The sequence below is a fragment of the Methylomonas sp. BW4-1 genome (assembly GCF_052474385.1).
Genome location: NZ_CP184125.1, coordinates 4,322,661 through 4,345,790, shown reverse-complemented (window position 1 = coordinate 4,345,790; position 23,130 = coordinate 4,322,661). Strand labels below are relative to the sequence as shown.

The following is a 23,130-nucleotide window of genomic DNA, read 5'->3' as shown; positions in this document are numbered from 1 at the left end:
AACGCACCAAGCCGAAAAAGACGCCAAAAATTATTGGAGGGGAAGACGCGCTGTGCGGTCTTGGCGGCCTCAGCGTCCGGCCAATATTACCTGTCCCGGCGAAGGCCGCTGAATATTGACCGGCAGCGTCATAGCGATCACATTTAGCGCGCCATCAAGGTTACCGATATGGAAGGTGCCGCTGACTTTTAGTTTGGCCAGGTTTGGGTCGGCCAAACTCAGGCGGGTGTCATGAAAGCGCTCCAGCTCGCTTAATACCTCATCCAGCCGCCGGTTTTCGAACACCAGTTGACCGCGCAGCCACGCTGTGATGGTGGCCGGTTTGTCTTGGCTTTCCAGAAAGTCGCCGCGCTGATCGTAAGCGAGTACTTGATTGGCGCTGATTTCCCGGCTGCCGCTCGTCACAATCTTTACCGCGCCTTCCAGTACTGCGACAGCGACCTGCCGATTTTGCAAGCGCACGTCGAACTCGGTGCCAATATCAACGATACTGCCATGGCCGGCCTGCACCTCAAACGGCTGTTGCGGGTTATGCGCCACGCTGAAAAACGCCTCGCCCTTAATCAGTTCAACCGAGCGCCGCCAACGGTTGACCCGCACATTCAGCTCGGTATCGCCGCTCAGTTCCAAACGCGAGCCGTCGGCCAGATGTACGGTTTGGCGGCTGCCGCGCTCGGCCGCATAGTGGCGAGGGTAGCCGTACCAGCCGTACTCGGAAAAAGTCGCTATGCCCAAGCCCAATAGCAGCGAAGCGGCTAACGCCAGCTTGCTAAGGCGGCGCGTTCGCTTGTGGGGAGCCCGGTAGCTCAGCGCTTGCCGACGCACCGGAAAGTCCCGGCCCTTATAGCGATCCAGTCTGTTCCAACGGCTGGCCAACTGCTGATAAATGCGTCGCCGGTCTTCGCCTAGCGCCAGCCAATCTGCGAAGGCCTGGCGATCTGCGGGTGTGCAGGCAGCCGAATCCAGCCGCAGAATCCACTCTATGGCTTGTTGCTGCAAAACGGTTGAGGTCTCGATGTTGGGCATGTTAAACAGAGGACATTAGGTTGCGCTTGGCGAGCATTATCACGTAGCCGCCCAACATTTAAAATCCGGCAAATGAAGCGGTGAGAAAAGCCGTTGCGCCGCCCATGCGCTCAGTCATCCAACGAAGCAAAGCGCAGCAGAACGTGTTGCGCGGCGATGCCGAGCAAGCGCACGGAATTACGTTCGGAAACGCCCAGTCGCCGGCTAATTTCCTTGTGTGACAATCCTTCCAGCCGGTAAAGCACGAAAACGTTGCGGGTTGCCTCCGGCAATTCCTGCAAAATGCTGTTTAAGGCATGCAACTCCTGTTGCGAGGCTAATTTATCTTCCGGTAATGGCTCGGGAGTCGGTATTTCATGCAGTACCTGGTCGTCACCGTTGTTTTCGGCATGAAAACGGTCGCGGACGTTTTGCCGGCGATGTTGATCGACGCTGAGATTGGCGATCGTTCGATATAGAAAGGCCCTGGCATTATCGATTGATTCCGGTTCGGGGTGCTGCATCAGCCGCAAATAAGCTTCCTGTACCAAATCCTCGGCAAACTCATTGCCGCTACGCAGGCCGGCAAACACCCGGAGTTCCTGGCTATGCCGCTGAAATAGCCGATCAAACAGCGATGGTTTGGATTTTGGCACTAACAAGACTCGGTGACGAAAAAGATAACGGTTAGGCAAACTACCAAGCAGGGCTGGACTTAACGGCATGGCAGCCGGACCAATTCCGGTTTGGAGGGGTTGATCTAACGGAATACCTCGCAAAAAACATTCCATCCGGCCGAATTCAAATCGATAGACAGGTTTTGGCTGCAATTAAACCGTTTGCAAACAGTTGCTTGAGTTACCCGTAACGGTGGTTGCTTGTGTTTGGGCGGCGGGAGTTTTTGTGGAACCGGGTGCGTTAGATCACGCAAAATGGCTTTTAGATACGCCAAATCACACAGGTTTTTTCCGCATTATCAATTTCAGGGGCAATTGCCGAGCGCGGCATGCTCAAACCTGAGCAATCCTGCTGCCGTTAGTCGAGAATTCCCCCTTGTATTCCCAGGCTAGGTCCCTAACAATATCTTCAAGCAACGCAAGCATAGTTGGGAGCGAGTCATGGCGTTACAGCAAGAGCAAGACAGTTTTTATCTGAGCGAAGAGGAGTATCTGGCCACGGAGATCCATTCCGACGTTAAGCGCGAATATATCGACGGCCGGATTTATGCGATGGCCGGGGCCGGCTATAACCACAACTGTATCTCGGCCAATATTTTGGGCGAGTTCCGAAACCATTTGAAAGGCACGCCCTGTGCAACGTTCATGGCCGACATTAAAGTGCGGATGGGTAAGGATTACGTTTATCCCGATGTACTGGTGGATTGCAGCAAAATGGCCGGCGACGATGTTTTTTCCACTTCGCCGGTCATCATCGTGGAAGTACTGTCGCGCTCGACCCGCAAAACCGACACCACCACCAAACTGCTGCGCTACATCAATTTGCCGTCCTTGCAGGAGTATGTGTTGATAGAACAGGACATCGTTTCGGTGCAGGTGTTGCGCCGGAACAAGCACTGGCTGTCGGAATATTATTTTTTGGGCGATGCGGTCACTTTCGAATCCATCGGTTTGACCTTAAACGTGGAAGACATTTACGACCGGGTTGATAACCGCGATATGAATGAATTCAGGCAAGATAAGCTTTGATCCGTCGTCGGCGTCAAAACGATGAAACGTAGGCCGGGTTACGCTTTATCGAGCTAACCCGACCTACGTGACTAAAACTCCACCTTTACCGAGCCCAAGAAAGTCCGTGGGGCACCGGGCATGGTTTGGTAAATAAAATTACCGTAACCGTTGCTGGATGCGATGTATTCCTTATTCAAAAGATTTTCTATGTTGAATTGCCAGGTTATACGGGAAGGTCCGGCTTTGTGCTGGTATTTCAACATCGTATCGACGCGGGTATAGCCGGGTATTTCGAAGCTGTTATCGACATCCCCCGAGCGCTTGTCAACCACGTAAACACCTGCCCCGGCGCTGAAGCCCTGTGCTCCCAGACCTGAAAAATCATAGGTGGACCATAAACTGGCGGTATTTCTGGGGATGTTCTCCAGGCGATTGCCGGCTTTGCCCACGCCGCTGAACGGCGACTCGTTGCCGCTGGTGACAACTGCGCCGATGTAGGTATAAGTGCCAATGATGTTCCAGTAATCGGTCAGCCGCCCTTGCAAATCCAACTCGATGCCTCGACTGCGTGCCGCGCCGATTGTGGCGTAAAAGCTGTTGTTAGGGGCCGGCAGTTGCGATTTGATATTGCTTTTGGTCAATTCGAAGAACGCCAGATTGGCGCGCAATTGTCCATCCAACCATTCGCCTTTCAAGCCAAACTCCATTTCCTTGGATTTTTCCGGGGCGAAGGCGGAACCGTCGATAGGCCGTCCGGCATTAAAGGCGTTGAAGCCATTAACGTAATTGACGTAAGCACCCAGCCACGGCACGGGTTGGTACAACAAACCTATACGCGGACTAAAGTTGTCGTCGTCGGTGTGATTAGTTGAAACGCCTTGCGCATCGTAATTGCTGTGCATGGCATTATCGAAGCGTCCGCCCAGCAATAAATGCCATTGATTCCACAACGAGATTTGGTCCTGAATGTAAATGCCGTACCACTCATTGACGGTATCGTTCTGTCCTCCTAGTGGCAGATCCAGCAACTCGGTAAAGCCATACCGTGGGTTGAAGATATTGATATTGGTAGCGGTCGCATAAGCGCTAAACAGATTTCTGTTCTTGGAATGATAGTAGTCCGCACCCAGCAAAACAGCATGTTTCAGCGCTCCCGTCTCGAAGTGACCGGTTATGTCCACGGTGCCATAGTGATTTTGAAAATCGTCGCTGGTCTTGATAAACCCTCTAGCCAAATTTCCCAAAAGATCGGCGTTTTCATTCGAAGAAGTCTGTGCGGTTAAAAATGTTTGGTTATGGGTTGAATATTTTGCCCGTACTTTCCAGTCTTGATTAAACTCGTGGGTCAGGGTTAAGCCGCCGGTATAGGCTTCTTTGTCGGCAAAATCCGTTGGTTCGTTGCCGGAAAAGTGAAATGGAATTTTGCCGGGAATCGCTCCCGACTGCTGCAAGCTGTATGGGATTCCGGAATCGGCGACGTCTTTAATGTTCTGATACATAAAATCCAGATCTAGCCGGGTATGATCGGTAATGTTCCAGCTTAGGCTGGGCGCTACAAAGTCGCGGGTGACCGGATGGTTATCCCTAAACGTCGCGCTGTCCAAATGCTCGTAATTCAGACGATAGGCCAATGCACCGTCTGCGGTGATTTTATTGGTGGCATCCAGCAGGGTGCGGTAAGTATCGAAGGAACCAAATTGCTGTTGAAGCGAATAATAAGCATCGGTACGGGGCCGTTTGGTGACGATATTGACCAGACCGCCCGGTTGGGCGCGACCGTATAACATGGCCGAAGGCCCTTTAAGCACCTCAATGCGTTCGGCGTTAGCCAGTGAAATAGGCGTGTTGGGAGTTAAAACGCCGTCACGATAAATATTATTGGTGTTGGTGAAGCCGCGAATATAGAGATTTTCGTCTTTGTCGTTGCCGAAGCCCCAGCCTTTCGCAACGCCGCTGACGTTTTTCAGGGCGTTTTCCAGGCCGATGGCTTGCTGGTCGTCGATGACGGCTTTGGGTAGCACTTGTACGGAAATCGGAGTATCGAACAGCGGCGTATCGGTTTTGGTCCCGGTCACGGCGTTGGAGACTGAGTAATCCTTGTTGTAAGGATCGCTCGGGTCACTCGTGCCTTTGACTAACACCGCGCCTAAAGTTGTCGCATCGCTGCCGGAGGATGCTGGTTTCAACGTCACAGTACCATCTGCGCCAATACTATAAGTCAAGCCGCTGCCGTTTATTAACTGACGGACGGCTTCATCGACGCTAAATTCGCCTTGCAGCGCCGGGCTGGTCTTGCCGACGGTGGATTGTTCGGCATACAGCATTGCTCTGCCGGATTGATTTGCCAGTTGTTGAAGCGCGGAGGCCAAACTTTGGGCGGGAATATCGAAATGGCGTTTGTCGTCCTCGGCGTAGGCTTGCGCCGAGATCAGCGCGATTGCGGTCGCCAGGCGTTTGATCGTCAATGTCATGTTCCATGTCTCCATTGGTTAAGGGGTCATGGGCATAGACGCAGTCGATCAAAAAAGCCGCCAGCAAAACGATAGTTTATTTTGCGACGACCGGCGTTAGGGGCGAATGATTGAGTCGGCCTTAGGTATGGCAGCTATTCCCGTTTGGGCTGGGCGCTTTGGCTGTGCTCGGGGCTGGTGTTGTCAACGCCCTTTGGGTCACGTCTTAAACGGGTATGTAGCTAAGCCGCATAAAGGCGAACAGTTTTCAAACCCCGAGTCAATCATTCGCCCTGCGCGATGATGCCGCTTCCAGCACGATTTCGCGCTCGCCGACATGTTTAACTTTGACCGGCAATAACATGGCAACCGCGTTCAGCATATTGTCCAGTTGCTCGGTGCGGAAGCTGCCGTTGACGCGCAGTTCGGCCAGTTTAGGATCGGGCAGGCGGATTTGTACGTCGTGATAACGGCCGATTTCCGCCAGCGCTTCGCCAAGAGGTCGGCCGCGAAAAATCAGCTGGCCCTGCCGCCAGGCAGTGACGGTGGCGATGTCGGATTGCAAGGCTTCGACGAAGCGCTGGTCATGGCTATACGCCAACTGCTGACCGGCGTGCAATTCGCGGCGGCTGCCTTGGCCGGTCATTTCCACCAAACCGTCCTGCACAGCGACGCTGACCCGGTCGGATTGTTTGTAGACATCGAATGCCGTGCCGATGTCGCGCACGCTGAGATTGCCAACATGCACGGTGAATGGCCTTTCGGCATCGTGAGTCACGTTAAAAAAAGCCTCGCCGCGCACCAGATCGACATGGCGCTGACGACGGTTGAAATGCACTCGCACCTCGGTGTCGGTGTTGAGTTCCAGGCTGGAACCGTCTGCTAGCGTCACGGTCTGTCTTTGGCCTTTGCCGGTGCCATAGCTATGGGGGAATCCGTACCAACCTTGCGGCGAGAATAACGCCAGGCCGACGCCCAGCAAGACAATCGCGGCAGCGCTATAGCTTGCCCAACGCAGCCAAACCGGCCTGCGAGTAGGCGGCCGGTAACGCAAGGCCTCGTTGCGCGCCAGGAAGGCCTGTTGTTTGAACGGTTCCATCCAGGCCCATTGCGCTTCAACCTGTTGGTAAGCCTGCCCATGCAGTGGATCGGCTGCCAGCCAATCAGCAAATTCCTGGCGGATTTGCGGGTTGCCGGGCGCATCGCGCAGACGCAGCAACCAGCTTATCGCTTGCTCGCGGGTCGCTTGGCTGCAAGATTGAATGCTGGTCACGCTGGTCTTCTGTTCAATTGAGTGGGGCAGCAGTTTACCGGACATAGGCATAGACGGGCTAGACGGCAATTACCGCCAAGCGTGCTCCGGTTCTGCACTGAGCTTGGCGCTGATATGTTGCATTGCCAGCATCACGTAACGCTCGGAGCAACGTACCGAAATCCCCAGGCGCTGAGCAATTTCGGCATGTGAACAGCCTTCGATCCGGTATAAAACAAAGGCGTGGCGGCGCAATTCCGGCAATTCGTCCAACCAGCTGGAGAATTTCTCCAATTGCTGATGAGTTTGCCAATAATGCTCGGGCGAAAGACTTTGGTCGGCAACATGCTCGATGTCGGCGTCGGCTTCATCGAACCGTGCGCGCGTTTCGCGGCGGCGATGCCGGTCAACCGTCAGATTGGCGGCGGTCTGAAATAAAAACGCCCTGGGGTTTTGAATGGTTTGCGGATCGGGATATTGCGATAAGCGCAGAAAAGTTTCTTGCACAATGTCGCTTACATCGGGCTCTCTCGGCCAACGGCCGCGTAAAAAGCTGCCGATTTCGTGCGCGTGTTGCAGAAACAGCGTGTGCAGAAATCCGGAAAGGTCTTTGGGCATTGGCGATTGTTTGCGGAGGGACGGCTGGCGCGAAACCAGCAATGTTCAGGCCATGACGCTGAAAACGACCTGAGGTAGCGGTTTGCGCCGACCGCTATGCTACTTTGCGTCGGTGCTTGGCTTTACCAATTGATTGAGTGCCGTGTGATATGCCGCAGTTTTTGAAAAAGTCGCGGCATATCACACGGCAAAATCTTTGCGGCTATTTTGGCCTGCTCTACGCTTTTGCCGCCAGCGAATCACGCCGGTTACGAATAGCACCGGGCAGGCCAGTCCGGTGATAAACACCAAAATCCGCCCGGTCATGCCAAAGGCCTGGCCGGAATGCAGCGGCCATTGCCAATGGGTGAAGACTTCGCCGGCCGTGGCAGTCGGCAGGCTGGGATCGTCCAAGTCCAAAATCTTGCCGCTGTAGCGGTCGATCACCGTGCAGCGGCGTTGCAAGATACTGCCGGGTGCATCAACGCCGTCCTGGCATACCGTGTAGGTTTTGGTGGGTTCCGTCGCTCCGTAAATCCAGTGCGGTCGGCCTTGCGGGTATTGATTGAAAGCAATCGCCACCGCCTGATCCATACCGATAGCCGGTGCATTTGGATACCGCGGTTTGGATTGAAACCAGTAGCGGTAAGTCACCGGCGAAAACAGCTCCAACACCGGCACCACGTTGTGCGGCAGCACCATGTAGATGCCGGAGAACAAGACCGGCAACATCACCAGTAAGGTATAAAAACCGCTGGTTTTATGCAGGTCGTAATTGAAGCGCACCTTGCCGGCCTTGGCTTTAAAGGTCAATGCATTGCGCCAATGTCCGGTCAACGGCCACCAGACGATCAGGCCGGTCAAGGTCGAAATAATCAATAAGGCGGCGGACCCGCCGACTATCGGCTCACTGATGTCTCCCGGAATCAACAAGGCGAAATGCAATTCAAACATCAAGCCGATAAAAGTGCTGGGCAGCCAGTCGCTGGAGCGCCTCTTGAGTTGCTTACCCGTGACATTCGTCGTATACGGGTCAACGGCAACTTCCCAATTTTCCAGCGAGCCGTCAGCACCAGCAACTGCGTACCGCAGTTTGAAGGCCGCGAATTCGTTGCGCGGATAGGTGGCGAAGGTATGCTTCGCGGCTGGCGGCATCGCTTGTCGGCCGGCCTCGAAAATTTCCGCCAAGGACCGATATTCGGCATGCTCCGGTGGCTGCACCGTCAACATCTCGGGATGCAACCATTCGTCGATTTCGGCATGAAACACCAGAACGCTGCCGGTGATGCCGTAAATAGACAAAAGCAAGCCCAGCGTCAGACCCAACCATAAATGAACGGTCAGCCAGCGTTGGCGGCGGGCTTTCAGGCGAGACAGCTCTCGGTTTTGCGGCTTGGATTGGATAAGTGCGTTAGGTTGATAGAGATTACTGTTCATGATGGGGGTACGGTTATCGTCAATATTCGAAAGAGAAGCCAGGGAACCAGATACTGCTCTTGTCCGGATCAAGCGCTGGCCGCCTTTTTTGCATAAGACGTTTAGGCGTAGGAAATCCGCATCGTATCGACCGGGTTAGGCGGAAACTGTGTGCTATTTCCGCCGCCATTTCGGGCCGGAGCGGCATACCCCGCCCCGCTTAGGCCTTAAAATTGACACCCCCCAGCGCTTAAAACCGGTATTCCACACCACCGAATACCGAGCGGGTCGCGCCGGGATTGAACTGGTCCAAATCGGCACCATTCGCATTGCCTAGAACCCACACCGACGATGCATAATGTTCGTCGGTTAAATTTCGGCCATCGACGAACAACTTCCAATGTTTGCCGTCATCCCAACCCATGCGCGCGCCCAACAGCGCATAAGGTTTGGCGGCCAGGGTATTGGCGAAGTCCGCATAATTGGAACTGACGATGCGGGCATTGGGACCGATATAAAAGCCGCTGGGATGTTGGTACAGCGCTTCGACGAAAGCATTGTGTTCCGGAATGCCGGGCAAGCGGTTATTGCGAAGCGCGGGGTCGCTGTCAAACGTAAAGTCATTCCAGGTGTAGTTGCCGCTGAGCCGTAAGTTATCGCCGGATGCCGCCAGATTTAGCGGCAAAGTGGTTTCCAAGCCGAGTTCGACACCACGATGCAAGGTCGTGCTATCAGCGTTGGTGGAAGAAAACGCCGTTGGATTTCTGGGATTGGAAACAATCAAGTACTCGTTGTTAACCCAGGACTGATAAAAAGCCAAATCCCATTTCAAGCGCTGGGCTTGCCCGCGGGTGCCGATTTCCACGGTGCTGGCGGTTTGCAGATTTCGTTTGGGTTGGAGATAAATGTTGGCAAGATCGGCCATTTTTGGCGGTTCGGCGCTGCGGCTGACATTGCCGTAAATCTGCGCTTCGTCGGTGGCTTGCCAGGTAAAGCCCAGCTTGGGGTTAGCCGTGAAGAAATCTTGATTGGCTTGGTTGCTGGGTCTGGCGGCACTGGCCACATAACCTTCGTAGCGTTCGTAGTTCACATCGCGATAATTCAATTGAACGCCGGCGATCAAGGTAAACGCATCGGTCAGGCTCAACTGATCTTCCATAAACGCTTCGACATTCAGCCAGCGGTCGCGCTCCGCCGTCAACAACGGCCCAAGCTGCCTGCCGACGATGCCGTAGTTTTTATCGTTGATAAATTGCCACTGGGTCAGACCGCCCCAAACTACCCGGTTATTTAAACCCAATAACTGGCCGTTGATCTCATGCCGCCAGTTAAAGCCGACATCCTGCCACTGGTCGTGATTGCCGCTATCGGTATAGTCGTAACGATAGTTATTGATCGAGTAATAACTGCCCACCTCAAAGTGGTCGCCGCCATGCAATTTTACCGAATGCTTTAGATCGAAGCGGTAAGATGAAAAGCCGTTAGGTAAGGACCAATCGTTGGGGTTTTGCTGGGGATTTTGGTCGATTTGCCGCTTGCTCAGCGTTGCCGGCCACAAGAAATTATGGTTTTGCGCATCGAAATACAAACGGGTTTCGTGATTTTCGTTCCAGCGGTAGCCGATATTGCCATGTCCCAGAAACTGCTCTTGATGATTGTTTTCCCGGGTCGTATCGGTATTGACGTAGGAAAACGTGCCGAAAACATCCAATCCGTTTTCAAACGCTTTACCGCCGCTGAAATAAGGTCGGTAATAATCGTTGGTGCCGCCGACGATGCCGATTTTCAACCCATTGGCGGTGTACCCGGTCGGCGTGATGTAATTGATAGCGCCGCCTAGATTGCTGCCGCCGTATTCCAAGGCATTCGCGCCGCGATAGACTTCGATATGCTCGATAGCATAAAGATTGAGCGCCTCGACATCGAACGTCCCGTTGGCGTGAGTAAACGGCATGCCGTTGCGCAGAAATTTTATACCGCGAATCGGCGAAATATCCGAATTGCCGTCCGAACCGCGGATGGAGATGCGCGATCCACCGGTCGCGCCAGCGCTAATATCACCCACATAAACGCCCGGCGCCGTCGCCAAGGCATCGCTGACCGACAAGGGCGCGCCTTCTTCGATCCGCTTGCCGTCGATCACCGAGGTGCCGCCCGCCACGCGATTCAGTTTGATTTGCGATTCTTGCATCGATGGCGTAGTCAGGCTTGGGCTTTCGCTTGCTAAGGCTTTACCCGTCACCGTCATAGTCGGCAAGGTTGTCGTACCGGCGGCGGACTGCGGTTCCACCGTCGCCGCCTTTTCCAATGTGACGGTATTGCCGTTGCTGAACCGGTACTGCAGCCCGGAACCGCGCAGCAAGTTCCGCAAAGCCTGTTCCGGCGTATAACGGCCGATTAATTCCGGCGCGGTGATGCGCTCGGCAATGTCGCCTTCATACAGCACTTGCAAGCCGGTGAGTGCGGAAAACCGGGTCAACGCCGAGGACAGCGCTTGGGAGCGAATATCAAAGCTTTGCGCGGCTTGCTCAGCGGCCATGGTCATAGCAGAAGCCAACAGGCCGGAGGCAAGTGCTACGTAGAGTGGGGCACGGCAAGCGGGTGCGGGATATTTCATGCGTCTATCTCCTTCGTCGATGGATGGTGTTACCGACAAAGACGACGCAGGATCAGGCTTACCCTTAGTGCCGAGAAAAATATTTTTATAATCGATGGCTCGCGGTGCGCCCATCTATTACGTCAATACAACAACACCCAATCGCCCGGCATCCGCAAGGCCTTGGCTTGCAGCGTGGTGGTCAGCGCGGCCAGCACAGCATCGGGGTCGGCGTTGTTGAAGACGCCGTTGACCACTCGTTCGGCCAACCGCGGATTGACCGCGACGATCCGGCCACTGCGATAACGATTAATTTCCGCCAACACTTGCGTCAAAGGCTGGCGGTGAAACACGGTTTGGCGTCGCCGCCAGGCCAGTGCATCGTCGTTGTCGAGCCGGGCAACGGCTTGCAGCCGGCCTTGCCGGTATTCGCCTTGCTCGGCAGCACGCACCAAAGCGCTGGCGCTATCGGCGCCGACCTCCACGGTGCCTTCGCTAACAACGACACGCAGCTCGTCGGCTTGTCTGCGAACGCTGTAGGCGGTGCCGACGGCGCGCGCGGTCGCCTGACCGCCGTCGACGATGAACGGCCGTTGCTTATTAGGCGCGACTTCGAAATAGGCTTCGCCGCGCAGCAATTCGATCTGGCGCAAGCTGTCGCTGTAACGGACTACCAAGGCCGTATCGGTATTCAAGGTCAACCGCGAGCCGTCTTCCAGATCGATACTGAGTTGCTGGCCGGCTGCCGTATGGTAATCGCTACGCCAGTTTTGCCAGTGCTCCGGTAAGCGCCAGCCGGCCGCCAGCAATAACAATCCCAGGCAGCCCGAAGCAAACCGGCGCAGGTTTCGGCCGCTCGCCGACGCTTGCAAGCGACCCTCACCCAGCGCCCTTTTGGTGGAAAAAGTCTCGGTTTTAAATTGGGCAGCATCCGCTTGCAGGCGTTGCTGAACCCGTTCCGCCGGCTGTTGCAGTAGGCTCCATAGCTTGCGGGATTTCTCGTAGGCTTCGGCGTGCCGAGGATCGGCGTGGTACCAAATTTCAAATTGGCGGCGCACTTCGTCGCTGACGTCATCCGCTTGCAAGCGGGCAAACCAGGCAAGTGCCTGGTCCGAGAGCGAACTGGGAGACGCGGATTGGAGCTTATCGGACATGGTTGGGAGCGCGAAGCGTTGAGCCGAAGCAGGCATGATGCCACGATTTTAGAACGGGGTTAAGTTGCATGATACAAACGCACGGCGCATCAAAGGAAATCGATGCGGTCTTTCAAATGCTTCAAGGCCTTGTACATATGGGCCTCCACGGTGCGCGCCGATATGCCCAGCTCGGCGGCGATTTCGGAATAACGCTTGCCTTCCACTCGGCACGACAAGAACACCTTGCGGCATTGCGGCGGCAGTTCGTAGATGAGTTTTTCGAACAATTCCATTTGTTGCTGCCCCTCCAGCATGCTGTCCGGTTGCGGTTGGCTGCAAACGAGGTCTTCCTCGACCAAGCCGCCGTCGCGTTGCTCGTGTCTGGCCCGGCTGCGCAAATGGTCCAGGGCCAGATTGTCGGCGATGCGGAACACAAACGCCCGCTGGTTGACGATCTCGCCGTCGGCGGAATAGCGAGCGATGCGCAGATAGGTTTCCTGGATCAAGTCAGCAGCGGTTTCCGCGCAATTGACCTTATGCGTCAAAAATTGCTGGAGCTCCTTCTGATAGAGCAGAAAGCTAGCCAGTAAATCGGAATCGGTAATTGCATCCATGAACACATAGTCGGCAATGAAACGTCTTCCGCTGCAGCAACTTTTAAGCCACTAACCTGGGAAGCCAGCGTTATACGGCGATTGATCCGTCAGTTGGCGGGATTGATGCCAAAACCCTCGAAAGCGCGACGAGCAAAGTGCGGCATATCACGCACTTTTAAATTGCGCATCCGGCTTCTAAGTACGCCTTGCGGAGCGGCAAATTCAGGCACCTCGTGTCGGTCGAAAATATTGACCACTCGTTTCGGCACCTGATAACGGATCGGAATCAGCCCTTCCGTCCTTGCTTGGTCCTGGATTTTTGCCGCCAGCGAATCACGCCGGTGACGAATAGCACCGGGCAGGCCAGTCCGGTGATAAACACCAAAATCCGCCCGGTCATGCCGAAGGCCTGGCCGGAATGCAGCGGCCATTGCCAATGGGTGAAGATTTCGCCGGCCGTGGCGGTCGGCAGGCTGGGGTCGTCCAGGTCCAGAATCTTGCCGCTGTAACGGTCGATTACCGTGCAGCGGCGTTGCAAGATACTGTCGGGTGCATCGACGCCGTCCTGGCATACCGTGTAAGTCTGGCTGGGATTCGGCGCGCCGTAAATCCAGTGCGGCCGGCCTGTTGGGTATTGTTTCAATGCAATAGCCACGGCTTGATCCATGCCGATGGTCGGCGCATCCGGCGTAGATGGCGTGGAATGAAACCAGTAGCGGTAAGTCACCGGCGAAAACAATTCCAGCACCGGCACCACGTTATGCGGCAGCACCATGTAAACCCCGGAAAAAAGCACCGGAATCATCACCAACGCGGTGTAAAAGCCGCTGGTTTTATGCAGGTCGTAATTGAAGCGCACCTTGCCGGCCTTGGCTTTAAAGGCCAAGGCATTGCGCCAATGTCCGGTCAACGGCCACCAGACGATCAGGCCGGTCAGCGTAGAGATGATCAATAATATGCCGGACAGGCCGACCACTACTGTGCTGATGTCTTTGGGCAACAATAAGGCATAGTGCAACTTGAACATTAGGCCGATGAAGGTGTTGGGCAACCAATCGCCGGATCGTTCCTGGAGCTGTTTACCGGTGACTTTCGCGGTGTAAGGATCAACGCCTACTTCCCAGCGTTCCACAGCACCGTTGGCATCCGCCACCGCGAAGCGCAGCTTGAAGCTCGCAAACTCGTTACGCGGATACGTGGCGAAGTTGTGTTTGGCTTGTGGTGGCATGGCAGCTTTGCCGGCCGCGAAAATTTCAGCCAAGGGCCGATACTCGGCATGCTCCGGCGGTTGCACCGTCAACATCTCGGGATGCAACCATTCGTCGATTTCGGGATAAAACACCAAAACGCTGCCGGTGATGCCGTAAATAGACAGCAACAAACCCAGCGTCAGCCCCAACCAAAGATGCACGGTTAGCCAGCGTTGGCGGCGGGCTTTGAGGCGGGCAAGCGAATGGTGCTCTGGTTCGCTGCGAACGATAAGGCCGGATTGAGGATTGGTTACATTCATCGCAGTAACAGATTTGAATTGAGAATTTGAAGAGTCAGGGCTTTGTATCCAAATTCGCTAACCCTTGTTTTTATGTGTTTCATTTGGATAAGACGTTTCCGGGCCAAAATTCCTCACGCGCTGCGAGTTAGACCGGCAAGGCGTTAATCGGAATTTCTCCAAGCCAAATACCTTTACCTTGAAACCAAGCCGATCATGGTTTGAACTGGCTCACCATGATCGGCTTGATAGCATGACCGAGCCATCCGGCGTCAGAACTCCACGCGGATCGAGCCCATGAAATTGCGCGGCGCGCCCGGTCTGGGTCAAATAGCTGTTAAATGCCGATGTTTCGTAAATCGTCTTATCCAACAGATTATTGACGTTCAACTGCGCGGTCACTTTAGACTTGCCTATCTCCCAGGAATAGCCGAGCAAGGCATCGACTCTGACGTAGCCCGGCATTTGCCAATTATTCAAATTATTACCTTGGCGCTCGCCAACCAGATACGCGCCGGCGCCAACATTTAGGCCACGCAAAGCGGGATCTTGAAATGCGTATTTGGCCCAGAAGCTGCCCGAATTTGCCGGCACGTTCCATAGCTTGCGGCCTTGATTACCGCTGTTATCCTGTGTGATGACTGCGTCGGTATAGGCATAAGTCGCAATCAAATTCAGGCCGTCGGTAATCTGACCCGATATGTCTACTTCGATACCACGGCTGCGGGCCTCGCCGGTTTGCACGGAAAACCGGGTATTTACCGGGTCCGGCGTCGCGATGTTTTGTTTGGTCAATTCGTAAAAGGCAACCGTGGTCATCAACCGCTTATCGAACCATTCGGTTTTGAATCCAACCTCGTGCTGCTGCGCGGTTTCGGCATCCAGCGGTTTGCCGGTTGATGCCAACGCGCTGTTCGCCCCGCCCAGCGATTCCGTATAATTTCCGTACAGTGACAGCCAGGACCAGGGTTGATAGACCACACCCACGCGCGGACTGAAAGCCTCGTTTTTAACTTCAGTCTCACTGTTTCTGGCAGCTGCGATGGAAGTCGAGGCTGCGCCGCTGCTGCGCGTTGCCCAATCGTAGCGCCCGCCACCCATGATATGCAGCTTGTCAAACAGGGTGATTTGATCCTGAAAGTAAGCGCCGTACCAATATTGCTCCAACGTGCTGAAATTATTGAAACCCCGGCTGGCAGCGGATGGAACCTGTCCGTAGACCGGATTAAAAATATCGACCACCGGCCTATGGCTGGCGGGAGCGGGGGCACCAAAGAAACCCTGGCCTTCGAAGTCTTCCCAAAAATAATCGAATCCCGCCAATACCCGATGCTCGGTTCCAAATAGTTTGAATTTGCCGGTGAGATCGATACTGGTCGCGACGGTATCGGTAATGTCGATCGGCCTATCGGTCACATTTCTTACCGAGGTGCGATTATTAGCGGGATTGACCGGTCCTGGGAAAAATGAAGAATTGTTGATTTGGTAATCCAGCTTGTAGTAGTGAAAGCGATGCTGGATTTTCCAATCGTCGTTGAATTGGTGCGACCAATCAAACCCGATCAAAAACTTGTCGAATACCGATTTTTCATTATCCGAGCCAAAACCGTAGTAACGGCTGATCGGTACATTGGCCGGACGGTTGCCTTGTACGGGTAAGCCGGTATAACTGGTGCGGGTATCGTAGAGATACTCCAAATTCAAATTGATTTCGGTGCGGTCGCTGGGCTTCCATGTAAGGGACGGCGCGAAAAACACCCGTTCCTGATCCATTTTGTCGATAAAAAACTCATTGTTTTGATAAGCCAAATTGACTCTGTACAACAAGGAACGGTCCTGATTGATCGGCCCGGTCGCGTCCGCCGTGGTACGGAACATATCGTAGGAGCCAAACTGCTGTTCCAATGCGTAATAAGGGGTATCCAGCGGTTTTTTGGTGACAATGTTGATCAAGCCGCCCGGCTCGATCCGACCATACGCCGCCGCGGCCGGACCTTTCAGGACTTCCAAGCGTTCCAGATCGGCCACCTCTTGCACGGCACGCCGGATGCGCAGTCCGTTCCGATAAACCGTGGTGGTGCCATCGGTCTGAAAACCGCGTAACTGAAAGCCTTCGTACATCGGGTCGGTCGCCCAGTTTATGCCGCTGACATTTTTCAGCGCATCCTTGATTCGAATTGCCTGTTGGTCTTTCAATATTTGTTTGGGAATAACCTGTACCGACATCGGTAACTCCATGATCGGCGTATCGGTTTTCGTGGCGGCACTGGCGTTGGGTAGGTGATAGTCCGAGTTATAGGGATCGTTAGGGTCCGACAGGGTTTTGCCGAGCACCGTCACGCTCGGCAAAGTTGTCGTACCGGCCGCCGATTGCGGTTCGATTGGCTTTGCCGACTTTTCCAGCGTCACGGTGCCATCGGTCGCGGTTTGTGGTGTCAGACCGGTGCCGCTCAACAGTTTGTCCAGCGCCTGTTGCGCTGTAAAGCGGCCTTGTACGGCGTTGCCGCGCAGGTTGCCGGCCAATTGAGAGCTGAAGAACACCTTGATGCCGCTGGTTTCGGAAAATTGCAGCAAGGCATCCGCCAACGGCGCGGCCGGGATGGCAAACTCGATGGCAGTTTCCGCCGCGCACCAAGGGCTGGCGCTGATCGCGACGGCAAAAACGGTTAAACAGAACGGGTTAAAGGGCGATAGTGTGCGCTGACTCATTGGGCATCCTGGCTTGTGATTGTGGTGACGGCGGTTGGCGAGGGAAGGTGTTCCGTCGGCGTATCCGCAGGGGTTCCAAAGCAAAGACGAAGGGAGAGATGGGTTTTATAACCTGGGTGAGAAAATATTTTTGGCCGAGTACGCAGCGCAATGCCTTCAGCGACCGGATGGGGCCTAGGCTCGGCGCCACGCCACTCCGTAAAAGCTATGAAATTCACCCGGTCAATAATCCCGTGTAGGCAGTACTGGCGAATTTATCCAGGGCTTATTGGCAGGGGCTAAAAATTATTGACCCGGCCCAAAAATACCGTTCACCTTTATGCCCATGAGGGTGCGAACGGCATTTCACCGATAAATAGGGCCGGGTCAATAATGGCGGTGCAGGACGATCAATGCGTCGGTCAGGCGGGTTTCGCTAACCGCCAAGGTGGTCTCGATAACCGTCAACGCCGCTTCCGGGTCGTTGGCGTCGAATACGCCGGTCACCAAATGCGCGGCCACGTCGGGATCGGCGATGACGATTTTTCCAGGACGGTAGCGGTTTAGATCGTCGATGACTTGTTGCAGCGGCTTTTCCTTGAACACCAGGCGCCGCTCCTGCCAAGCGGCGGCTTGCCTGAGATTGGCCTGTTCCGGCGCGCCGCTTTTACCGTCGAGCGACGCGACGCGCTGGCCCTCCGGCAGGCGCTCGATGGTCGCGCCGTCGGCGAACGCAACGCGCACACTGTGCTCGTAAACGGTGACTGCCAGATCGCCTTGCCACTGTTTAACGTCAAATGCCGTGCCCAAAGCTCGAACCCTACCGCCGCCGGCAACGACCTCAAACGGTCTTGCGGCATCGGCGGCCACTTTGAAATAGGCTTCGCCGCCGTGCAATCGAATCACCCGCTGCTGTTCGGAAAAATCCACCGACAGCGACGAAGCGGTATTCAGAATCACCGTCGAGCCGTCGCTGAGCTGAATTCGGCGCTGCTCGCCGGTGCCGGTGCGGAAGTCAGCAAAATAGCCGGCGTTAAACGCCCAGCCCAAACATACTGCCAGCATCAGGCAGGCGGCAATGGGCCAGCGCCATAGACCCGCCCCGGCCGCAGCTGCTCTGCGGGCTTTTTGTACTGATCGTTCGATTCGGCGAACTTGGGCCGGATGCAAGGTCTCCACCCGCTGAAAAAAAAGCTGTGTTTGTTGCCAGGCTTCCAGGTTCTCTCGGCTGGCCGCCAGCCAGGCCAGCCACAATTTTTCCTGCTCACTGTCGTAGAACGGCGATTCGCGCAGGGCCAGCCAGTATTCGGCTTGCTCTTCGGCGCTGGCGTCGGGAAAAGGCGGGAAGGAAGGGTTCATATCGAAAGTGGCTGTGCTGTCAACTCGGTGTCCTGATTATAAAACGCTTGTTGGTAAACTCAGGCCCGATGGGCAAAAACTATTAATCCGGCCCAAAATGCCTTTGGCCCTGCGGGTGTTGAAGGATTCAGGGTCAAAGGCGTTCCGGAAGTTGTTATCGACGGTTTGATAAACAAACCCGGTCAATCCAGATCGCCAACCTTCGCCCGGCAATGGCGCATGGCCTGGGTCAAATATTTAAAGATCATGGTTTGTGATATGCCCAGTCTTTGTTCCACTTCTGCGTAACTGCAATGCTTGAGTTTGAGCAAGATAAACACTTCCCGGCATTTGGGCGATAAATCATCCAACGCAGTGACCAGTTGCTCTAGTTGTTGTTGCGACATGACAGTCCGTTCGGCGGATAACGAAGATTGTACGCCTACTTCAGCCTCGTCATTTTCGGCGGCTTCCAGATCTGGGCCGGCATGGCGGCTGTGGCTGCGCAGATAATCGGTAGCCAGATTGGCCGCGATGCGGAAAATGAAGGCGCGGGGATTTTCCACGCTATCTTTGCCGCCGTAACCGGCATAGCGAATGAAGGTTTCTTGAAAAATATCCTGCGCCGTATCTGCACAACTGATGCGTTGCGATAAAAACCGCAATAACTCGTGGCGATGCTTGTGCATCAGATCGGCAATGTCGGCGGCAGTCAATTCAAGCATGGGATAGTTTATGTAGGCGGCCAAATAGGGTGTTGATTAAACCGGCCCTATTTGTCGCGGGTATGCCGTTCGGGCTGGCTCAGTACCTTAAGAGCGCTAAGGCGAGCGACATTAAGGGCTGGCTTAATAAGCAAGCAATATTTGCACCCAAACTTAGAAAAGAGAGGTTTTTTAACGTGAGATTGTCCTGAAAGCCCGCCGGGCTTGAGGAAGGCGCAAACCGCTGAGGGCAATTGGGAAAAGTTGGCGAGCAATACCCGGCGATACAACGGCATAAACTGTGTCATATGCCGCGTTTAGGAATGCTGGCGAAGGGCTCGGGACGAGAATATCTCAAGACCAATCTGCTCTTTTAGGGGCTTGTTTAGTCGAGGGATAAACTGACCAGACGTACTTTCTTCTGAAGCGGATCGGTCCAGGCCACAAAAGCTTGCTTGCCGACGCGGGCCAGCGCCAGGTATTTGCTGGGCCATTTCGGGAAGCTGCCGCGATATACGGTAGTTTGCCGGCTGACTTTGCCGCTGCTGGTCACTTTGGCAACCCTTAGCTCATCGTCGGGACCATTGCGGCCGCGCCAGCTGACCAAGGCCGAGCCGTCGTCCAGCAGCAAGGCGTTGGTATAGCCGCTGGCGTCGGCATCCAGTTCGATAGGCGAATTAAAATGCGCGCCTTGGTCAGTGGAGAAGGCCAATTTCACCCGGCCTTTGCCGTCGGCGGCAGTGAACCAAGCCGCCACGCTGGTTGAGGGAGTCAGATCAATGGATGGCCCATTGCTGGGGCAACCGCCGATCACCCAGCCGTCCGCATGCACATTAGCGATTTGCGGATGTCCGCCGGCCTGCCAGCGCACGGCGCTAATGTCGCGGATTTCCCCGGCGGCATGATCGCGGTAGACCGTGACCAGTTGCTCGCCTTGTGCGTCGGTATAGCTGCGGCAGCAGGAGCAGACATCGTCATCCAGCACGATCTCCGGGCTGGCTTGCCAGTTTTTGTCGATGACGCTTGCCATCAGTTGATAGCGGTTGGTTTTCTTATCCGCCGCCGGGTCGTGGCTGGCATGGCGCATGTCGGTCCAGACCAACGCCAGCCGTGCATCGGGTAGGGCGGCCAAAGACATTTGTGCGTCATAAATTCGTGCCGCGTCACCGTATGGTTTTAACGCCGGACTCCAACTCAAGCCACCGTCGATAGAACGTGCCAGTAAGATGTCCGCCGCATAGCGATCAGTAGCACCTTGCCGATAAGGCATCCAGGCCGCCGCCAGGCTACCGTCGCTCAAGCCGATCACCACCGGCGGATCGGCCAGCTTGCCTTTCACTTGGACGACGGCGAGCGGGATGCTCCAGCCCCCGTCTTCCAGGATCGCGAACTTGGCGGTACTGGTTTCGGCGTCGGTTTCCACCCAGCTGACAATCAAATGCTCATCGGCGGTCTTGGCCAAATGGTGCTGCTGGCTGAATCCGGCCACCGGCAGGTCCAATTCGCGGAACGGCAGCGGTTTGGCCAAGAGCGATTGGCTGATGCCGGCAAACAGCAACAGGCCGGCAAGGGTGTTTGTAATCAATTTGGCGTGGCGCATGATGGTTCTCGACGGTGGCGGACAGGTGGGCAATTTACCTCAATATTCCACCCGAATCGAGCCGATAGCCGTCAGCGGCGCACCGGGATACACGCCGAGGGCCGGCGCGACGTTGGAATCGGGATCGGTGGACTCGTAATATTCCTTGTCCAGCAAATTGCGGATGTTGAACTGGGCGGTGATGCGGGAACCGCCGACTTTTTGCTTATACGCCAAAAAAGCGTCCAGCCGTACATAGCCCGGCATCTGGAAAGTGTTGGTATTGTCTCCCTCGCGTTGGCCGGCAGCAACACCGCCAAAACCTGCGCTCAAACCGTCCTTGGCGGCGTAGCCGTTCATATCGTAACGCAGCCACAGGCTACCGGAATGCTCCGGCACGTTGCTCATGCGATTGCCCTGAGTGCCGCCGCTGTAGTCCTTGATGATCCTCGCATCAGTAAACGCATAGCTGCCGATCAAACTGAATTTGTCGGTCAAATACCCGGTGGCGTCCAACTCAATGCCTTGGCTGCGTTGCAGGTTGGCGATACGGTCGAAAGGATCGGGAGTTGCATTATTGGCAACCAGAATATTGTCTTTTTCCAGATGGAAATACGCCAAGGTTGCCAATAGCCGTTGGTCGAACAATTGAGTTTTCAAGCCCACTTCGAATTGTTCGCCGATCTGCGGATCAAAACTGCGGCCATCAGCGGCCGGCGCGTTGTTCGCGCCGAACGAAGTGGTCCAGTTGCCGTAAAGACTGAGTTCGTCCATGGCCTCATAAAGGATGCCGACTTTAGGGCTGAAACCTTGGTCCTCGCGTTTGAACTGGTTGATACGGCTTTCGGCGGTAGCAAAATCAAAGCCGTTGCCGCGGCCGGTTTCGGTCCAGTCGTAACGGCCGCCGCCCATGATGTGCAGTTTGTCCCACAGCGTGATTTGGTCCTGAAAGTAAGTGCCATACCAGTTGTTGTAGATTCTGGCGTGGTTGCCAACCCCGCTATTGGTCGCGCTACCGAAGGTGTTGGATGTCAAAAATGCGGTATCAAAGGTGGATTGCGGAATGCCGTAGCTGGGCTGCGGATTGTAGATATTGATAGCCAGCGCCGGGTTCGCTACTTGCCAGCGGCCGTTGACATTGTAATTGTTATAAGTCCGGTAGTAGTCAAATCCCACCAGAACCTCATGCAAAATGTCACCCGTCTTGAATTTACCGGTCAAATCCAGATTGGTGGCGTAATGCTCCTGATCGGTAAACTGTTGAAAGATGTTGCGCTGCATCAAGCCGGTGGTTTGGTTCAATGCCGCCGCGGCATTAAAGGCCGGGCCCGGATTGACGAAGGTGGTATTGCCTTCCGCCAAGCTGGCCAGGAAGCGGTTGTGTATCGCCCAGTCGTCGTTAAAACGATGGTTAATTTCGCTGCCGACTTTGACGCCGGATTGCTCGCCGTTCGGTGTATTCGGATCGCCCAGGTTGCGGCTGATCGGAATCGGCGCCGGGCGATTGCCGATAAATGGAATGCCGAAATCGGCCGGTGCCGTCTTTTCGGTGCCCTCGATATCCAGCGTTACGTCGGTGTAATCGCTGGGCCGCCAGGTGATACTGGGGTTGAACACCATCCGATCCACCGACACGAAATCCCGGAACGAGCCGTTGCTTTGGTAGGCGCCGGAAAAACGATATACCAGCGATTTGTCGCTGGTCAGCGGCCCGCCGGCGTCCCATTGGGTCCGGTAGTGGTCGTAGCTGCCAAACTGCTGTTCCAGCGAGTAATAGGCCGTATCCAGGCCGCGTTTGGTGGTGAGATTGATCATGCCGCCGGGTTCGGTGCGGCCGTAAAGTTGTGCCGGACCTTTGATCACTTCGATATTTTCCAGGTTGGCGGCGTCGAAGTCGCCAAAGAAGGCCTCGCTGGCCATCAAGCCATTACGGTAAACGTTGCCGTTACGAAAGCCGCGAATAATGAAACCGGTACCGCCACCCAGGGACGGATTGGCGCGCACGCCGCTAACGTTTTCCAAAGCGTCCTTCACCTTGGTGGTTTTTTGGTCGTCCATCACCGCTCGCGACACCACTTGCACGGATGTGGGGTTCTCCATCAATGGCGTGTCCGTTTTAGTGGACGCAAAGGATTTTGTCACCGCATAGTCCTTGCTGTAAGGATCGGCGGCGGTGTTGCGAGTGCGATTGCCGGACACCGTGACCGCCGACAAGGTTGAAACATCGTTGTGCGAGTCCGGCGCTTTTTGCAGGGTAATGGTGCCGTTACTGGTGGCACCGGCTACTACGCTGGTGCCGGCCAGCAGTTTTTGTAAGGCTTGCCGGGCCGTCAATTGGCCGCTGACACCGGGCGATTTCAAGCCTGACGTCATTTCCGCCGGATAACTAAGCTGTACGTTGGCGGCGTCGGCAAAGGCATTTAATGCGCCGCTTAAGCTTTGTGCGGGGATGTCGAAAGCGATGTTTTGTTCGGCGGCAATGACGGCAGGTGTGCTGAGCACAGCGGCGATTGTCAGCGACAAAGGCCAACGATTATATTGGGTCGGCTTGCTTTTGCGGTGGGCTTTGCGGAACGGATAAGATGCCATTAGATTC

Annotated in this window: 16 protein-coding genes; 1 reads left to right on the top strand and 15 read right to left on the bottom strand. The window is 55.1% G+C overall.

From position 1 onward, the window contains the following. Nucleotides 1–69: 69 nt before the first annotated feature. Nucleotides 70–1,026, bottom strand: coding sequence for a FecR family protein (locus ACH5Y9_RS20110; protein ID WP_445367339.1), 957 nt, complete (start codon nucleotides 1,024–1,026; stop codon nucleotides 70–72). 110 nt (nucleotides 1,027–1,136) lie between these two features. Continuing rightward, nucleotides 1,137–1,661: an RNA polymerase sigma factor gene (locus ACH5Y9_RS20105; RefSeq protein ID WP_445367338.1), complete on the bottom strand. Its 525-nt coding sequence runs from the start codon at nucleotides 1,659–1,661 to the stop codon at nucleotides 1,137–1,139. A 462-nt stretch (nucleotides 1,662–2,123) separates the two neighbouring features. Here ACH5Y9_RS20105 and ACH5Y9_RS20100 point away from each other — a divergent pair, with 462 nt between their 5' ends. Next, on the top strand, nucleotides 2,124–2,711 hold the full coding sequence (locus ACH5Y9_RS20100; RefSeq protein WP_445367337.1) for a Uma2 family endonuclease: 588 nt from the start codon (nucleotides 2,124–2,126) through the stop codon (nucleotides 2,709–2,711). A 71-nt stretch (nucleotides 2,712–2,782) separates the two neighbouring features. Here the strand turns inward: ACH5Y9_RS20100 and ACH5Y9_RS20095 are convergent, their stop codons facing one another. From ACH5Y9_RS20095 to ACH5Y9_RS20035, 13 genes are all read right to left on the bottom strand, one after another. Beyond that, nucleotides 2,783–5,164, bottom strand: coding sequence for a TonB-dependent siderophore receptor (locus ACH5Y9_RS20095; protein WP_445367336.1), 2,382 nt, complete (start codon nucleotides 5,162–5,164; stop codon nucleotides 2,783–2,785). 259 nt (nucleotides 5,165–5,423) lie between these two features. After that, nucleotides 5,424–6,416: a FecR family protein gene (locus ACH5Y9_RS20090; RefSeq protein WP_445367335.1), complete on the bottom strand. Its 993-nt coding sequence runs from the start codon at nucleotides 6,414–6,416 to the stop codon at nucleotides 5,424–5,426. Between the two features lie 69 nt (nucleotides 6,417–6,485). After that, nucleotides 6,486–7,013: an RNA polymerase sigma factor gene (locus ACH5Y9_RS20085; protein ID WP_445367334.1), complete on the bottom strand. Its 528-nt coding sequence runs from the start codon at nucleotides 7,011–7,013 to the stop codon at nucleotides 6,486–6,488. A gap of 180 nt (nucleotides 7,014–7,193) precedes the next feature. Continuing rightward, complete coding sequence (locus ACH5Y9_RS20080; protein WP_445367333.1) at nucleotides 7,194–8,429, bottom strand: PepSY-associated TM helix domain-containing protein; 1,236 nt, start codon at nucleotides 8,427–8,429, stop codon at nucleotides 7,194–7,196. 229 nt (nucleotides 8,430–8,658) lie between these two features. Beyond that, a complete protein-coding gene (locus ACH5Y9_RS20075; protein WP_445367332.1) occupies nucleotides 8,659–11,025 on the bottom strand; it encodes a TonB-dependent receptor domain-containing protein in 2,367 nt (788 codons plus the stop codon). Between the two features lie 122 nt (nucleotides 11,026–11,147). Further along, nucleotides 11,148–12,158, bottom strand: coding sequence for a FecR family protein (locus tag ACH5Y9_RS20070; protein WP_445367331.1), 1,011 nt, complete (start codon nucleotides 12,156–12,158; stop codon nucleotides 11,148–11,150). An 89-nt stretch (nucleotides 12,159–12,247) separates the two neighbouring features. Then, on the bottom strand, nucleotides 12,248–12,754 hold the full coding sequence (locus ACH5Y9_RS20065; RefSeq protein WP_445367330.1) for an RNA polymerase sigma factor: 507 nt from the start codon (nucleotides 12,752–12,754) through the stop codon (nucleotides 12,248–12,250). Between the two features lie 268 nt (nucleotides 12,755–13,022). Beyond that, complete coding sequence (locus ACH5Y9_RS20060; protein ID WP_445367329.1) at nucleotides 13,023–14,246, bottom strand: PepSY-associated TM helix domain-containing protein; 1,224 nt, start codon at nucleotides 14,244–14,246, stop codon at nucleotides 13,023–13,025. Between the two features lie 210 nt (nucleotides 14,247–14,456). After that, nucleotides 14,457–16,934, bottom strand: a complete 2,478-nt coding sequence (locus ACH5Y9_RS20055; protein WP_445367328.1) for a TonB-dependent siderophore receptor — start codon at nucleotides 16,932–16,934, stop codon at nucleotides 14,457–14,459. Between the two features lie 366 nt (nucleotides 16,935–17,300). Further along, complete coding sequence (locus ACH5Y9_RS20050; protein WP_445367327.1) at nucleotides 17,301–18,272, bottom strand: FecR family protein; 972 nt, start codon at nucleotides 18,270–18,272, stop codon at nucleotides 17,301–17,303. A 182-nt stretch (nucleotides 18,273–18,454) separates the two neighbouring features. Continuing rightward, nucleotides 18,455–18,976, bottom strand: coding sequence for an RNA polymerase sigma factor (locus ACH5Y9_RS20045; RefSeq protein ID WP_445367326.1), 522 nt, complete (start codon nucleotides 18,974–18,976; stop codon nucleotides 18,455–18,457). Nucleotides 18,977–19,340: 364 nt separating this feature from the next. Next, nucleotides 19,341–20,555 carry a sialidase family protein gene (locus tag ACH5Y9_RS20040; RefSeq protein WP_445367325.1) on the bottom strand — a complete coding sequence of 405 codons (1,215 nt, stop codon included), beginning with the start codon at nucleotides 20,553–20,555 and terminating at the stop codon, nucleotides 19,341–19,343. Between the two features lie 39 nt (nucleotides 20,556–20,594). Further along, on the bottom strand, nucleotides 20,595–23,123 hold the full coding sequence (locus ACH5Y9_RS20035; protein ID WP_445367324.1) for a TonB-dependent siderophore receptor: 2,529 nt from the start codon (nucleotides 23,121–23,123) through the stop codon (nucleotides 20,595–20,597). Nucleotides 23,124–23,130 lie beyond the last annotated feature (7 nt).